This window comes from Pseudomonas sp. FW300-N2F2, assembly GCF_017351655.1.
GTDB classification, from domain to species: domain Bacteria; phylum Pseudomonadota; class Gammaproteobacteria; order Pseudomonadales; family Pseudomonadaceae; genus Aquipseudomonas; species Aquipseudomonas fluorescens_AA.
Genome location: NZ_JACNDQ010000001.1, coordinates 2,686,567 through 2,702,834 on the forward strand (window position 1 = coordinate 2,686,567; position 16,268 = coordinate 2,702,834).

At 62.3% G+C, this 16,268-nt stretch carries 8 protein-coding genes; 2 read left to right on the forward strand and 6 right to left on the reverse strand.

The window, feature by feature from the left end; genetic code table 11:
* The first annotated feature begins 89 nt into the window (after nucleotides 1-89).
* Together J4E63_RS11720 and hemN are read left to right on the forward strand one after the other, a co-directional pair.
* Nucleotides 90-1,463 carry a coproporphyrinogen III oxidase gene (locus tag J4E63_RS11720; RefSeq protein WP_207282055.1) on the forward strand — a complete coding sequence of 458 codons (1,374 nt, stop codon included), beginning with the start codon at nucleotides 90-92 and terminating at the stop codon, nucleotides 1,461-1,463.
* Nucleotides 1,460-2,848: an oxygen-independent coproporphyrinogen III oxidase gene (gene hemN / locus J4E63_RS11725; protein WP_207282056.1), complete on the forward strand. Its 1,389-nt coding sequence runs from the start codon at nucleotides 1,460-1,462 to the stop codon at nucleotides 2,846-2,848. The genes J4E63_RS11720 and hemN overlap by 4 nt, the downstream gene beginning before the upstream one ends.
* Nucleotides 2,849-3,030: 182 nt before the next feature.
* Here the strand turns inward: hemN and J4E63_RS11730 are convergent, their stop codons facing one another.
* The 6 genes from J4E63_RS11730 to J4E63_RS11755 form a co-directional block, all read right to left on the reverse strand.
* Nucleotides 3,031-3,237 carry a hypothetical protein gene (locus tag J4E63_RS11730; RefSeq protein WP_207282057.1) on the reverse strand — a complete coding sequence of 69 codons (207 nt, stop codon included), beginning with the start codon at nucleotides 3,235-3,237 and terminating at the stop codon, nucleotides 3,031-3,033.
* Between the two features lie 6 nt (nucleotides 3,238-3,243).
* Entirely contained in the window at nucleotides 3,244-4,668 is a 1,425-nt protein-coding gene (gene adeC, locus J4E63_RS11735; RefSeq protein ID WP_060742644.1) for an AdeC/AdeK/OprM family multidrug efflux complex outer membrane factor, read from the reverse strand.
* 83 nt (nucleotides 4,669-4,751) lie between these two features.
* Nucleotides 4,752-5,576 (reverse strand): helix-turn-helix transcriptional regulator, encoded by an 825-nt coding sequence (locus tag J4E63_RS11740; protein WP_207282058.1) that lies wholly within the window; start codon nucleotides 5,574-5,576, stop codon nucleotides 4,752-4,754.
* Between the two features lie 599 nt (nucleotides 5,577-6,175).
* Nucleotides 6,176-7,336, reverse strand: coding sequence for an FAD-dependent monooxygenase (locus J4E63_RS11745; protein WP_207282059.1), 1,161 nt, complete (start codon nucleotides 7,334-7,336; stop codon nucleotides 6,176-6,178).
* An 86-nt stretch (nucleotides 7,337-7,422) separates the two neighbouring features.
* Nucleotides 7,423-14,721 (reverse strand): non-ribosomal peptide synthetase, encoded by a 7,299-nt coding sequence (locus J4E63_RS11750; protein WP_207282060.1) that lies wholly within the window; start codon nucleotides 14,719-14,721, stop codon nucleotides 7,423-7,425.
* A gap of 107 nt (nucleotides 14,722-14,828) precedes the next feature.
* Entirely contained in the window at nucleotides 14,829-16,094 is a 1,266-nt protein-coding gene (locus tag J4E63_RS11755; RefSeq protein WP_207282061.1) for a glycosyltransferase, read from the reverse strand.
* Nucleotides 16,095-16,268 lie beyond the last annotated feature (174 nt).

Below are 16,268 nucleotides of genomic sequence, written 5' to 3' on the forward strand. Positions count from 1 at the left end.
GGCGGCGGGGCCAAGGCGCTTGATACAGGTCAAGGTGGCCCGGCGGGTTAGCGCGCAAACTGCCCCTGCACAGTCACTCGGAGATTGTCATGTTCGACCCGTTCCATACCCTCGTTGAGCGCCCCTCGGGACGTACCCCACGGGTGGCTGATTTCGATTGCCCGGTCGGTACACGTAGATTCCACACCGGCATCGGGTCCCTCGATCTGCTTCGAGGGTTACGCACCAGCCGCCAGAAACGACGGCCCCTATCCCTGGCGGTGCACCTGCCGTCGCGTTTGCGGCTGGCGTCGTGTTCGCCCCTTGCCAGCGACTGCCGATGCGGCGAGATCGAGGGCTATCTGCAGCGCCTGGCGTATGAAATGGGTTTGGTCGGTTGCCACCTGGGGGCAGGGCGGCGCGTCGAGCAGTTTTGCCTGACCGGTGGCACACCGGTGATCGCTCATTTGCAGAAGCTGATGAGCGATCTGCGCAAGCGCTTCGACTTCAGCGAGTACGACGGTGCCGATCACAGCATCGAAGTGGACCTGCATCACACCGACTGGTCGACCATGGGCCTGATCCGTGACCAGGGCTTCACCCATGTCAGCATCGGCGTGCCCGACATTGGCGTCGACAGCGAGCTGTCGGTCGATTGCTACCAGAACCCGGCGCCGATCCATTCGCTGATCGATGCGGCGCGCACGTTTGGTTTTCGCTCCATCAACATTGACTTGGGCTATGGCCACGCCTGGCAGACGCCCAACAGTTTCGCCTTGAAACTGGCGACGCTGATCGAACTGGAGCCGGACCGGCTGCACGTTTTCGACTATGCCCGCGCGCCTTATCGTTATCGCTCGAAGAACGCCGGGGTGGCTGGCGCCTTTTGCAGCACGGCCGACAAGGACGCCATGCGGCGCATCTGTTGCGAACAGTTGATCGGTGCCGGTTATCACTACATCGGCCTGGGTCAGTTCGTCAGGGGCGACGATGACCTGGCGGTGGCCCAGGAGCACGGACGCCTGCATCGCAATTGCCAGGGTTTTACCCGTCACGGTTGCTGTGACCACGTGGGCTTCGGTTTGTCGGCCATCACTCAGATCGAGCACCTGTACGTACAGAACACCGACGACCTGCTTCACTATTGCCAGCAACTGGATGCCGGGCAATTGCCGGTGTGCCGTGGCTGGCGTTGTGAAGCCCAGGACCAGGTCAGCGCGAGCGTGACCGAGCAGCTTTCCTGTGACCTGGAGCTGGACATACCGGCCATCGAAGCACGTTTCGGCCTGGTGTTTCGCGAGCACTTCGCGTCCGTCTGGCCGTTGCTGGAAGTGTTGCATGACCAGGGATTGATCGAACTGACGAGCCGGTTTATCGGCATCTTGCCCGCTGGGCGCTTGAATGTGGATGCGATCTGCAACCTGTTCGACCCGGCACCGGATGAGGCAAGCCCACACGCTTTTGAAAAGTTGAACCCTTCATGACGACTGCCTCCGGTTTCAATCGTGCCCTGGTGGAGAAATACGACCGCCCGGGCCCGCGCTACACCTCCTATCCGACGGCCCCGCAGTTCCACCAGGCCTTTGCCATGGACGAGTACCGCCAGGCTGCCCAGCGCAGTCACGAGGCTACGCAGCCCAAGTCGTTGTCGGTGTATATCCATATCCCGTTCTGCCAGAGCCTTTGCTATTACTGCGCATGTAACAAGATCATCACCCGCAAGACCCATCGCGCCGCCGAATACCTGACCTACCTCAAGCGCGAAATAGCCCTGCAAGCGGCCTTGTTCGATCGCTCGCGCAAACTGACCCAGCTGCATTTGGGCGGGGGCACGCCGACTTACCTGACCCATGGGCAACTGGCCGACCTGATGGACTGCCTGCACCAGTCGTTCGACATGGATGACAGCGACGCCCATGAGTTTTCCATCGAGGTCGATCCGCGGACCATCGATGCGCAACAGATCCAAGGCCTGCGCCAACTGGGATTCAATCGCCTGAGCTTTGGCGTCCAGGATTTCGATGCCCAGGTGCAGATTGCCGTCAACCGGGTGCAAAGCGAGGCCCAGGTCGTCGAGCTGGTGGAGGCCGCGCGCCGGGCGCGCTTCAAATCCGTCAGCGTCGATCTGATCTATGGCCTGCCGTTGCAGACCATCGCCAGTTTCGATACCACTTTGAGCAAGATCATCGCCCTGCGTCCGGACCGGATCGCGGCCTACAGCTACGCCCACCTGCCGCAACGGGTGCGGGCGCAGCGGATGATTCGCCCCGAAGACATGCCGCCGCCCGAGCGCAAGCTGCAATTGCTGGAACTGACCATCAATCGCCTGACCGAAGCCGGCTACGTCTACATCGGCATGGACCATTTCGCTTTGCCGGATGACGAACTGGTGCGCGCCCGCGCCCAGGGCACCTTGCAGCGCAATTTCCAAGGCTATTCCACCCACGCCGATTGCGACCTGATTGGCCTGGGGGTGTCGTCGATCGGCAAGGTGGGTGACAGCTACAACCAGAACGTCAAGGAGCTTTCCCAGTATTACGCCTGGCTGGATCAAGGCCTGCTACCGGTGCAGCGCGGCTATCGGCTGAGCGACGATGACCGCCTGCGGCGCGAGGTCATCAGCGAACTGATGTGCCATGGGCGCATCGACTTCGACCGGATAGACAACGCCCACGGCATTCGATTTGGCGAATACTTCGCCGATGCCCTGGAACGACTCCAGGAGCTGGTGCGCGACGGGTTGCTGGACATTCGCGACGATGAGCTGGTGCTGTTGCCCCAGGGCCAATTGATGATGCGCAACGTGGCCATGGCGTTCGACGCATACCTGGAGGCCGACCAGACAGTCCAGTATTCGCGTACGGTCTGACGACGCTCAAGGCGCATCGCACTGCTTTTGTGGCGAGGGAGCTTGCTCCCGCTGGGGGGCGAAGCAGCCCCGAAACCTGCCACTGAGGAGTGTCAGGTTGATTGCGTTCAGCTTCTTTGGGGCTGCTGCGCAGCCCAGCGGGAGCAAGCTCCCTCGCCACAAGGGCCGGCTGATCGGCGTCGCTATGAGCTTTCAGTGCCCGGGTTTCCGGAAGCCGGGATCAGGTCGCGTATCGCATAGAAACCCTGCACCAGGCGATTCTTGGCCCGGTACTCGCACAGGAGCAGCAAGGTATCCGGCATCTGGGAGATGGACGAGGCATGTTTGACCACCATCGTCTTGCCTCCCGAGCGTAAGCGCACCAGTGTCCCGGGTTCGAATGTGCCCATTTGCAGTCACCTCACAGTCACGTTGCTTGTGCGTTCTACCCAACCCCCGCCCAGGGCCTTGTACAGATTGACTTCGGCGAGCAGCTGCGACAGCCGGTCGACGATCAGGGTTTGCTGGGCGTTGAACAGCGAGCGTTGGGCATCGAGGAACGTCAGGCTGCTGTCCACGCCGATGCGATAACGTCGCTCCGCCAGGCGGTAGTAATCCTGGTTGGCTTGCACCAGATCGCGCTGGGCGATCAATTGGTCTTTATAGGTCTTGCGTGCCGCCAGGCCATCGGACACTTCCTGGAAGGCGGTCTGGATGGCTTTCTCGTATTGCGACACGCGGATGTCTTTCTGGATTTTCGAGTAGTTCAGGCTCGCCCGAAGGCTGCCAGCGTTGAAAATCGGCAGGTTGATCTGCGGTTGAAACGTCCAGCTGCCCGACCCGCCCTTGAACAGCCCGGACAGTTCCGTGCTGGAACTGCCCGCGTTGGCGGTCAGGCTGATGCTCGGGAAAAAGGCGGCACGGGCCGCGCCGATGTTGGCGTTGGCCGATTGCAGCAGGTACTCGGCCTCCAGGATGTCCGGGCGGCGTTGCAGCAAGTCCGAAGGCAGGCCGGCCGGTACTTCGCTGAGCAGGTCCGATGCCAATGGACGGCCGGGCAGATCATCGGCGACCGACGTGCCCACCAGCAACGTGAGGTTGTTGAGGTCCTGGGCGACCTGGCGCTGGAACTTCGCCAGGCTGGCCCTGGCGCTTTCCACCGAGGTTCGCGATTGGCTCAGGTTCAAGGCCGAGGCGGTGCCGACCTGGTTACTGCGTTCGGTCAGGCGCAGGCTTTGCTCATAGGACTGGAGCGTGTCCTGGGTCAGCGCCAGCAGTTCCTGGTCGGCACGCCAGGTCAGGTAGGCACTGGCCACGCTGGCCACCAGGCTCAATTGGCTGCTGCGACGGGCCTCTTCGCTGGACAGATAGATCAGCGACGCCTGGTCGCTGAGGCTGCGTATGCGCCCGAACAGGTCCAGTTCATAAGCGCTGATCCCCAGGGTTGCCGAATACGAACTGCTGATGGCGGCGTTACCGGTTCCGGTGAGGCTGGCCGGCAGGCGCTGGCGCGAACCGGTGCCGTTGGCGCTGATCGCCGGGAAGAGGTCCGCCCGCTGGATCCGGTACTGTGCCTGGTAAGCCTCGACGTTCAGGGCCGCTACCCGCAAGTCGCGGTTGTTGGCCAGCGCGCTTTCGATCAGTTGCGCCAGCACCGGATCCTGGAACAGGTCACGCCAACCCTGTTCGGCCGCCAGGGGGCCCGACAAGGCCGGGGCATAGGCCGAGGTTTGCGGATACTGTCCGGCGACCGGTGCGTCGGGGCGTTGGTAGTCCGGGATCAGCGAACAACCGCCCAGCATGAATGCCGCGGCCGCCAGGGGGCTCAAGAGTTTATGCATCGACCTGTTATCTCATTGTGGTGCCTGCCCGGACCCCGCGGGCGCAGGCAGGCGGGTTCTGGCGGGCCGTGCATGGCGAGCCGTCATGATCCGATCATCCATTTCGCCAGCCCATGCCGCCCACTCACGCCCAGCTTGGCAGCGGCACGCTTGAGGTAGGTTTCGATGGAGCTGTTCTTGACCTGTAGCTTTTCCGCAATCTCCGGCACGGTGCCCCCGGCCAGCAGGCCCAGGCAGACTTCTTTTTCCCGCACGGAAAGGGTGACGTCGCAGGGGCTCAATCGATCATTGAAATCCCGTTGCAACTGAGTCTGTTCAGCGGCATCGAGTGGATGGCCCGTAGCGCTGCCAGAGGCTTTGAAAGATTGGCGATTGAGGTGCGCATGACGCTCGGCCAGGGGCAACAGCGTTTCGGAAAGGTATTTCAGAAAGGACAGTTCCTGAAGGGAAAAGTCGCGCTGTACCTGAGGGCGTTGCAATGAGATCACACAGCGGCGGTTGGCCTTGCGTGAAATCAGAATGCACTGGTGGGAAGTGCCGAGGCAGTCATTGCCTCTTTCGTCTTTCATTCGTGCGTTCAGGTGGATCAGCAGGGCGTCATCCACCTCCAGCACTCTTTTCACCAAGGGATGATCGTTGCGCTGTATCGCCGTGGTGGGGCAGGGGGATTGCATGTGCACGTTTTTTTCCTCACCCGCATACCCCAACAGCTGTACATCGAGGACGTTCGACTGGGTGTCGTCGGCTGTCCATTCACTCAATTCGAGTCGACTGACAGGCACCGTTGTTTCGATCATCTGGCGCATGTTGGTCAAGAAACTCTCGTGTCCGACACTTGAAATCAGCTTTCCTAGCTCTACGTAGAGGTGCGATTTTTCTGCACCCTCAATACACGCATGTCGATTCATAGTCCTTATTCCTGCTTACTCGAAAAAACTCCGCATCGGTGATGTTGACGGAAGAAAATCCGACCGCTTCCAAAATGCTTGAGCCTCTTCTGGAGTTGATACTGGAGTCAATATCGGTCTTGTGAACCTATCGACTTAAACGGTTTAGCCGGTAGAGCTATTAGGCGTTTCCATGTGGGAAAAGTCTGTAAGGGAAAACAGGGACATTCCGGGGCAGTCAGTGGCGTGTGGGTTCTTGGATACCTCCGGGCAAAAAACACGTTGGGTCACAGGTTTTTCCCTCGCGATGATCGCTGTGGGGGACAACTTTCAGCGCGGTTTCAGGAAAATATTCAGCTAAATTAAAGCCTTGTGTTCAGGGCTCGATTCTCGAACGACTGTTTTTTCATGACCGCCAATGTGGGAATTGTCTGGCAGCAGTGTCCCAATTTTTGGATCCAAGTATGGTGAAGAATTCTCATTTATCGATTTTCATCCTGGTGTATGTCGTTTTTTGTCTATATGGGAGTCGCTTTTTGTCATTGACGCTTTAATATCGTCGGTGGTGCAGCGGGGTTCACGCCGTCTCGCCCAGGTCTCTCAGCGACCGTTTCGCGAGGTTATGCGCAGGGCTTGAATGAGAGGAGGTCGATGTTCTTTTTACGCAGGCTGCTTTGTGGGGTCAGGCGCAAATACCATTCTCGAAGCCAGCAGGCGAGGGTCGATTCGGTTTGCTCGATACCGCTCATGAAGCGCGCGGCATTGACGATCCCGTTGGCCCGGGGGTGACGATGGGCCTGGTAGTGCAGCAGCGCGGTGCGCAGGTCCAGCGTTTGCGTCAGTCGATCGGCCAGTACCACGGCATCCTCGATCGCCTGTGCGGCACCTTGGCCCAGGCTGGGCAACATGGGATGAGCCGCATCGCCCAAGAGCACCACGTGTCCATCGCAGAATTGCTCGACGGGATGGCGGTCCCGGGCATGCATTTTCAGTATGGCGCTCTCAGGGGTGGCCTCGATGGCGGCCACGACTTCCGGCGCCCAGTCGGCGTAGGCTGCGAGCACTTCCTGCTTGCTGATGTTCAAGGCGGCATCCGCCGCGTTTTCGTGATTGCAGGTGCCCCACCAATACGCCTGGCCGTCCCCGACATCGCAAAGCCCGAAGCGCTTGCCGCGTCCCCAGTAATGCGCCACGTAGCCTTCGGTCATGACCGGATGGCTGAAGGGCGCCACTGCCAGCCAGGCGACATAACCTGATGGGCGGGTTGGGGTTTCGCCGAGCATCTGCTGGCGAATCACCGAGTTCAGGCCATCGGCGCCAATCAACAGATCCGCTTCCTGAAGGCTGCCGTCTTCGAACCGCACCACCACACCATCGGGGCGAGGGTCATACCCCGTGCAGCGCAACCCGGTCGTCAAGGTGTCGGGTGCGAGCTGCTGCGCCAACGCGCGCAGCAACAGCGGGCGCTGGATATTCACACTGGGATGACCCAACTGTTCGCCGATCTCGTGGATCGGCATGCGGGTGATGGCATCGCCCTGGTGCTTCTTGAAGAAGAAGTCGCGGATCACCTGGCCGGCCTGTTCCACCGGAACATGGGCGTCAATCGAGTGCAACGCCGCCATGGCATTGGCCATGACGGACAAGCCGGTGCCACCGGTGCGCAGTGTCTGGGCCGCTTCAAAGACCTTGACCTGCCAGCCCGCGCGCTGCAGCGCGATGGCGGCGGTCAGCCCGCCGATCCCGGCGCCGGCGACAATGGCTTTTTTGGGTGCTGTCATGCTGTTTCACCTGTATCGGGCCCGGAACGACCGGGCGATGGAGTCAAGCGGGGCCGTCAATCCGGCCCCGTGATCGGCGGTCATGGTCAAGCCAGTGCGCTCATGGATTCGGCGTTCCTGGCCCGGGCCAGGTCCATCCGCGACCGGATGCATTGGCCCACTCGCTCGATGTGCGGCTCGCGCATCATGGTCAGATGGTCACCTTCCACGGCGACTCGCTGCACTTGGGGGGCAATCGAGCGCCAGCCGCGGTACGGGTCGCGGAAGGCGGTGCCCACCAGTTCATGGGGGGCTTGCAGCACATCGGGCAGCTCGACGTCCGCGGCGAACAGCGTGATGGGCAGGTCCAGTGGCGGGAAGCGATAGTCCAGCAGCCCTTGCCAGTTGGCATGGAACACCCGGAACAGCTGATCGAGTGTCGCCAGGGTGATGGTCTCGTCGAAAATGCCCTGGTCGATGCCGTGCTGCCGGATCGCCGCGAAGGCCTGCGGGTCGTCCAGGGAGGAGAAGTCGAGGGCGTGGTAGGCGTATTCCTTCTGACCGTCGCCGCTGAGCAGTTCCCACATGAACCAGTTCATGAACTCGCTGCGTTCTATCCGCACCTCGCCCTGCCTGACACGCACGATGGTGTCCAGCAGGAACACGTTGTGCAGGCGCCGTCCGCGCCGCTGCAACTCGCTGGCCAGTTCATACGCCACGACGCCGCCATAGGACCAGCCGCCTATATTCAGGGGGCCTTCAGGGGCGACCTGCTCGATGGCATCCGCGTAGTTCACCGCCTGGGCCTGCACCGATTGCAACGGTTCACGGGCATCCCATGTGCCTGGCGCTTGCAGGGCATACAGGTGGACCTGGTCCTTGAGCACCCGCGCCAGTGCCGCATAGCACAGCACGTGTCCGCCGATGGGGTGGACCAGGAACAACGTCGGCTTGCGCGTGGCATTCTTGAAGTCCACCAGCGCGCCGGCGCCGGGGTGTCCGGTTTCGGTCTGTTGCAGCACCTGGGCGAATTCGGCGATGGTCGGCGCCTGGATAAAGTCGGACAGCGAAGGTTCCAGGCCTTGATGTCTGGCGAGCATGGCCACCAGTCGCACCGCCTTGAGCGAATTGCCCCCCAGCTCGAAGAAGTTGTCGTGGACGCTGATGTTGTCCAGGTCCAACGTTTCCTGCCAGTAGGCTTGCAGCAGATCCTCCATGGCATTGCGCGGGCCAATGAAGGAACGCTGCAAGGTGGTCTGGACTTCTATCTTTTGCAAGCGCTGCCGGTCGATCTTGCCTGTGGGCCCGAGCGGTAGCTGCGCGATCCTGACCAGCGTGTTCGGCACCATGTAGTCGGGCAGCGTCAGGCGCATTTCCGCCTTGAATTGGTCCAGGTCGGGCTCGCGCCCCGGCAGTGCCTGGACGAACCCCACCAGATAACGGCTGCCGTCGGTTGCCGTCTTGTCGATGACCGCCACCTGCTCGATGTCGGCCCTGAACCGGGCGGAGCCGAGCATGGCCACTTCGATCTCGCCGAGCTCGACGCGGTAACCGCGAATTTTGACTTGAGCGTCGCTGCGGCCCTGGTACACGAGATCGCCGCCAGGCAAGTAGAAGCCAATATCGCCGGTTTCATACAGGCGTCGGGTCTGCCCCTCGAGCTGGCGATAAATGAAGCGCTCGTCGGTCAGGTCGGGGCGATTCCAATAGCCATTGGCGAGACAGGCCCCTTCGATGAACAGGTCGCCCGTCACGCCGACCGGGCAGGGGTTGCCGGCCGCGTCCAGGACATGCAGGCGTACCCCGTCGATGGGCGTGCCGATTGGCGGCATGCTCGGCCAGGTCGCCGTCGCGCCTTCAAGTCGCAGGCTCGTGACCACATGGGCCTCGGTCGGGCCATAGTGGTTCTCGACCCGGCAATCGCCGAGGCGATCGATCAGGTCGCGGATTTCGGCAGTGATTTTCAGCTGCTCGCCGGCGACGTTGATCTGGCGCAGCGAGGTGGGGTGGATACCCAGTTGTGTGGCGACTTCGGCCAAGCCCTGGAAGGCGACGTAGGGCAGGAACAGACGATTCACCGCTTGCGTGCCAATAAACTTCAGCAAGCGGATGAAGTCATAGCGCAACCCTTCGTCAATCATCACCAGTTCATGACCGCTGGACAGGGTCGAGAAAATTTCCTGGAACGAAACGTCGAACGAAATGGGCGCGTATTGCAGCGTCTTCAGCGCTTGTGCCCCATGGCCGTCCTGCGCCTGCTGGCGGTTCTGCCAGAGGATCATATTGGTCAAGGCCTGGTGCGGCATGGCCACGCCCTTGGGGCGGCCGGTCGAGCCCGAGGTGTAGAGCAAGTAGGCGTTGTCTTCAGCCATGATGCCAGCGGCAATGGCGGCCACCCGTTGGTGACTGCCGGCCAGATCGTCGTCGAAGCCAGCGACCACGCTGTCCCAGTGGCGCGTATCGGCCTGGCCTGCCAGGGCCATCGCCAGGCTCGCAGAGGCATCGGCGAACAGCACCAGGCGTGGCTGCGAGTCTTCGAGAATCAGCTGGATACGCTCCTGCGGATAGCTCAGGTCGATTGGAACGTAGGCGGCGCCGGCCTGTACGACACCGAGCAAGGCGACGATCAGGTCGGGCGAGCGGGGCATCATGATCGCGACCCGATCCCCCTGGCCGATACCGTGCCGGTGCAGCCAGCTCACCAGTTGGGCGCAAGTATCGTGCAGTTGGCGGTAGGAAAGACGGGCCTGGCCAAAGCTCACGGCGGTCTGCTCGCCATGGCGCGTGAAACTGTCCAGTAACACGCTCGACAGGTTGTCGTAGGGCAAGGCCCTGGCGGCCCCCGGCGCAGTTCGGTCGATGGGCGGCAGCCAGGCCGGAATGGCCGGTTTGGCCTCAGGCGCGGCGATCATCAGTTCCAGCGTGCGCAGCAGGTAATCGGCATAGGCTTCGGCCTGGCTCGTGGCGACACGCGCGGTGCGGTAGTCCATCTTCAACATCAGCGAACCGTTGGCAGGGTGGCGGCCGAGGGTGGTCAGCAAGTCGTAGTTGCTCGCTTCCGTGGTTTCCCAGTCGGTGAGGATCTCTTCGCCTTGGGCCAGCAGGTCCTTGAGCACGTAGAAATCGACGTAATTGAACACCACGTGCAAGGCGACATCGGTCTCGCGATGAATCAATGCGAACGGATAGCGCCGATGGGCGAATACCTGTTGTTCCTGGGCAATCGTCGCCCGGATCAGCTCCAGCCAGCTCTGGCCCTGGCTGCTGAAGCGTACCGGCAGGGTATTGAGGAACAGACCCAGGACCGAGGCGGCATCTTCGAACGCCGGCCTACCATGGCTGATCACGCCGCACAGCACGTCCTTTTGATTGGACATGATCGCCTGGGCGAAACCGTGGGCCGTCAGCAGGACCGCGCGCAGGGGCAGGTCACGGGCCTGGCAGAAGGCTTCGAGCCGGGCCAGGTCCGCGGCGGGCAGTTTCCGGTAGGCCGAGCGGTGCGGCGTCGGGTCCGGTGCCACCCCATGGATCCAGCTGGTCATGGCCGCTGCGGGCGCCTCGTGCAGGTATTCGCGCCAGAACCGGCGGTGGGTCTCTGTCGCCATGGCTTGTTGCTCCAAGGCCACGAAATCGGCTGGCGTGGTGGTCAGGGCCGGCAGGGCGTCGGTGCCAGGTGCCGAGGTGTAGAGCGTGATCAGGTCGCGCATCAAGGTGGCGACACTCCAGCCGTCGAGGATCGCATGGTGGAAGCTGAAGACCAGGTCGATTTCAGTCTCCGCGACGAACACGCAGAACTGATACAGCGGTGCCCGATGCCAGTCTTCGCGGTAACGCTTGCGTTCCTCCACGTAGGCGGCAATGGCCTGGGCCCGGGCGTCGGGGCTCATTGAGCAGACATCGATGATTTGCACCGGGGCCTCGACGCTCGAGTGCACCCGGGCCATGGGCACCTCGGCGTGACCGATATCGAACGACATGCGCAAGGCCGGATGACGCCGGATCAATGCGGTACAGGCCCGCTCCCACGCCGGCGCATCCCAGTGCAGGCGCAAGCGGTAGCGGAAGATGTCGTGATAGATCGCCGAGTCCGGGTGCATCATCGAGTGATAAATCATCCCGACTTGCAGCTGCGAAGCGGCAAACACGTCATCGAACACGCCTTCGCTGGCCAGGCGGATCGCCGACGGAACCTGGGCGAAAGGCGCCACGTGGGCCAAGGGTTCGAGCTCGGTGGCCGGGGTTTGCCCGGACTCCAGGGCCTCGGCCAACTGGGCGATGGTGGGGTATTGGTAGACCTGCGCCAGGCTCAGCGCAATCCCCTGTTCACGGGCATGGATCTGCAAGTGGATGACTTTCAGGGAGTCGCCACCCAGCATGAAGTAGTTGTCATGGATGCCCAGCGACGAGCGCTTGAGGTTATCCCGCCACAGCTCGGCGAGGGCCTGTTCCAACGCCGTGCGTGGGGCTGTCGTATCGTTACCCAGGTTGGCTGTCGGCTCGGGCAGGGCCTTGCGGTCCAACTTGCCGTTGACACTCAACGGGAACTGATCGAGCTCGACCAGGTGCCTGGGCACCATGTAGTCAGGCACCTGCTGGCGCAAGGTTTCCTGCAGCACTTGCGGGGATGGCGAGCAGCCGGGCTCGCTCACCCAATAGGCGTTGAGGTACGCATCACCGGCTTCCTGGCGGGCGATCACGACCACGTCCTTGACACCTTCACAAGCGAGCAGGTGGGCTTCGATCTCGCCGAGCTCGATGCGCAGGCCGCGGATTTTCACCTGGAAATCGTTGCGTCCCAGGTATTCGAGGCTGCCATCGGGCAGCCAACGCCCGAGGTCGCCGGTCTTGTACAACCGGGCCTGGGGCTCGGTGCCCAAGGGGGCGTGGATAAACCGTTCGGCCGTCAATTCGGGACGGTTCAGGTAACCCCGCGCGACCCCGATGCCACCGATGTGCAGCTCGCCGGCCACCCCCGGTGGCAGCAGTTGCAGGTTCGCGTCGAGGACATGCATTTGGATATTCGCGATCGGTCGGCCGATCGGTACGATGCCGTCGTGCGCATCGGGCCGGCAATGCCATGCCGTCACGTCGACCGCCGCTTCGGTGGGGCCGTAAAGGTTGTGCAACTGCACCGTCGGCAAACATTCGAAAAAACGCTTCTGCAAGGCATGGGGCAAGGCTTCGCCGCTGCACAAGACCTGCTGGAGCGCGGGCAGGCGCTGCGGCTCCACCTGATCGAGAAAGACCTGCAACATCGATGGGACGAAATGCAGCAGCGTGATGCCCGCGCTCGCCATGATGTCCATCAAGTAGCGCGGGTCCTTGTGTCCGTCGGGGGCGGCGACGATCAGTTGGGCGCCACTGAGCAACGGCAGGAAAAACTCCCAGACCGACACATCGAAACTGAACGGTGTCTTTTGCAGGATCCGGCTGTGTTCATCGACCCCATAGGCATCGCGCGCCCAGAGCAAACGATTGACGACCCCGTCATGCTGGTTCATCACGCCCTTGGGCAAGCCGGTGGAACCGGAGGTGTAGATCACGTAGGCCAGGTGTCGCGGCGTCAGCCCGAGCGCGGCGGGGTCCGGGTTGTGCGTCGGTTGTCGGGACAGTGCTTCAGAGTCGGCATCCAGGCACAGCACGGGCATCGTCACGGCGGGCAGGTTCGCCAACAACCCCTGGGTGGTGATCAGGGCACTGGGCGCGCTGTCGCTGAGCATATGGCTCAAGCGGTCGGCCGGATAACCCGGGTCCAGCGGCACGTAGGCGGCACCCGCTTTGAGAATGCCCAACAGGCCGACCACCATCTCCAGGCTGCGGTCCAGGCAGATGGCAACGCGATCGTCGCGGCCAAGCCCGGTTTCCAGCAGGGCATGGGCCAGGCGGTTGGCCTGACGGTTCAGCGCATCATAAGTCAGCACCTGGTCTGCGAAGCGCACCGCGATGGCGTCGGGGCGAGCGGCGACCTGGGCTTCGATCAATTGATGGAGCAGCACATCCCTGGGGTAGTCGACGTCGGTGCGATTCCAGTCCTGCAGCAGTTGGCGCTCAGTGGGCGCCAGCGGGTCGAGGGCCGCGACAGACACGTCGAAATCAGCGGCCACGCACGCCAGGATGTTCATGAAGCGCTGTTGCAAGGCCTCGATCTGCGACGCGTCGAAATAGGCCTCGTTGTAGATGAAATGCATCCACACATCGTCTTGCGGCGCGGACTCACGAACGTGCATCGCCAGTGGCATTTGTTCGTAGCCATTGCTGAGCTTGACCGGCTGTGCCGGCGCAGGCCCGTACCAGGTGTCCTGGTCCTGTTCGTAGGACACCACCACGTCGAACAACTGCCGCCGACCCAGGTTCTGCAAGCCGAGTTCGCGGTTCAATTCGCTCAGCGGGAAGCGCTGGTAGCGATAATCCTGCTTGAGCGTCAGGGCGATCTTGCCGACCAGGTCGCTGAAGCTCAGGTCGGTGCCCAGGCTCAGGCGTACCGGGCTCATGCCGACGAACAAGCCCATCGTGGCCTTGTGTGCGGCATTGGCGCGGTTGAGGATGGGCAGGCCGATGACGATTTCATCCCGTTGTTCGGTGCGCGCAAAGTAGCTGTACAGCACCCCGAGCATGACGTGGAAGACCGTCGCCTGGCCCGCGGCCTTCGCGTTTTCGCCAAGACGGTTGTAAAGCGCCCGGGGTAAGCGCCAGGCATGGTTCTGGCTGGGCGCCAGGCGTTGGTCGAGTCGACCCAGGTGACGGGGCGCGAGCAGGGGCTCGGGCAGTGTGCGGTACTTCTCCAGCCAGTACTGGCGTTGGCGCTGGAACGAAGCCGAGTCTTTGCTGGCGACTTGCTGCTCGACATACGCTTGATAGGTGGGAGCCGTTGCCGTGTTTTGCGTCTGGTCATGCAAGGCGGTATAGGCCTGGCTGAGTGTTCGACCAATCATGGCGAAGGACCAGCCATCGATGATCAGGTGATGGCAATTGACGAAGCAGTAGTGGAGGTCTTCCCGGACCTTGACCAGGTCCGCACGCACCAGCAGCCCATCGTCAAAGGAAAACGGGGTTTGCAGCTTGGCCTGCAGCAAGGCCAATGCGCTGGCCTCCGGATCGGCATGGCCCGACACGTTGTGCACCGCCAGCGGGGCGTCGACCGACCCCAGGAAGCGTTGGCGCGGCAGCGGGTGCTCGCTGGAGCCGGGCACCAGCTGGATCCGCAGGGCATCGTGGCCGTTGACGATCTGGTTGAAAGCCGCCTGCAGCAGCGTGGCGTCGACCGCGCCGTTGATGCGGGCATAACCGCCGATGTTGTACAGCGGACTGTCAGCGTGCAGCACCTGGTCCAGCCAGATGTCCAGTTGCGGGGTGGTGAGGGGATAAAGCACGCACTCTGCGCTCGATGCGGGCAGGGTCTGGGTCATGGTGTTCTCCGTGGGCCGATCCGCTGGCCCGATGAAACGAATGAAAAGAGTGATGCCTTCTGGCCGGGCCAATGGCAGCGCTGTGTCAGTCGCCAATCAATCCGTGATTACGCAACGCGATACGTGGCGGCTCTGTGGGCGATGGCCTCGATTTGCAGCGCTGCCGCTTCGCGGGCGCTGTCACCGCTGGCCATCGCCTTGCTGTAGTGGTCACAACTGGCGCGTACGTCAGCGCTGTTCAGCACCGTGTCCAGGGCCGTTGCCAGTGACTCGGCGGGGGCCGGCGCGAACACCTGCAAGCCGCACCCCAGGCGTTGCATTCGCGCGGCGTTGTCGAAATGGTCGTGGGCAAATGGGGTGACGATCTGTGGCACCCCGGCGGCGATTGCCAGGGCCGTGGTCCCGACGCCTCCGTGATGCACCAGGGCCGAGGTATGGGGCAGGATGCGGCTCATGGGAACATAAGGTCTTACCAGGATCCTGCCGTCGCTGGACAACGACGGGTCGACCGGCTGGCTGGTCAGGAACACGCCGCGGCGGTCGATCAACTTCAGTGCTTTCGCCGCAGCGGCGAAATACTGTTCGGCATTGACCGTCGTCGACCCCGGGGTAAACACCACCGGTGAGGCTGCATTCAAAAAGTCCTCCAGCTCGGCGTCTGGCGCCTCGAAGCCGGATTCATCGAATAACGGGAAGCCGGTCAGTACCGTCTGGGCAGGCCAGTCCTGTTGGATCGGGGCGAACCAGTCCGGAAACAACCCCAATACCCGGTCGGGTGAGGAGATCCACTGACTGATGATGCGTTTGACCGCAGGCAAGCCCAGTTCACGGCGAAAACCGTTGAGCTCAGGCTTCATGAGCCGATCGAGGAAGGTGTGCTCGATGACCCCCAGCAGCAGGCGTCGCAAGGGATACGGTACGAAGGCCGGCAGGTTGGTTCCAGGTGGATGGACGGGGCGCGCGAGGGGCGACCAGATGGCGAAGGGTGTGACCTGGCCAGTGACCAGTGGGATGCCGTGTCTTTCCTGTAGCAGCCGCGCGGAAAACGCCCACAACGAGCCCAGCAGGACGGTGTCGTCGTCACACGCTTGTTCCAGTAGCCGATACTGTTCGCGCAACGTACCACCGACGGTTTTCCATAGGGTGGGCAGTGACGTGCGCGGATGCCACAACGCCGGGTCAGCCATGACCGCTTGATATTCCTCGCGGGTACCCAACGGCAGGAACTTGAAGCCACAGCGCTCGATCACCGGAGCGAACGCTGCGCTGGCGCAAAAGGTTATCCGATGCCCGCGTGCGGCGAGGGTGCGGCCGATCCCGATAAATGGGTGAACGTCACCGGCTGAGCCGATGGCCGTAATGATCACATGCATAAGGCTCCCTTTTTAGAGTGATCGTGCGGTGGGTAACAGTCCTGATCGGCGGGCGACCGGACATCGCCTGTGGACTCCATCCACAAAAAACGATTCAGCTCGAGGGGGTATTTAAGCGGTTGCAGGTAGGCAACGTCTGTAGCGGAAAACGGGGACATTCCGGCCCGCAGATCA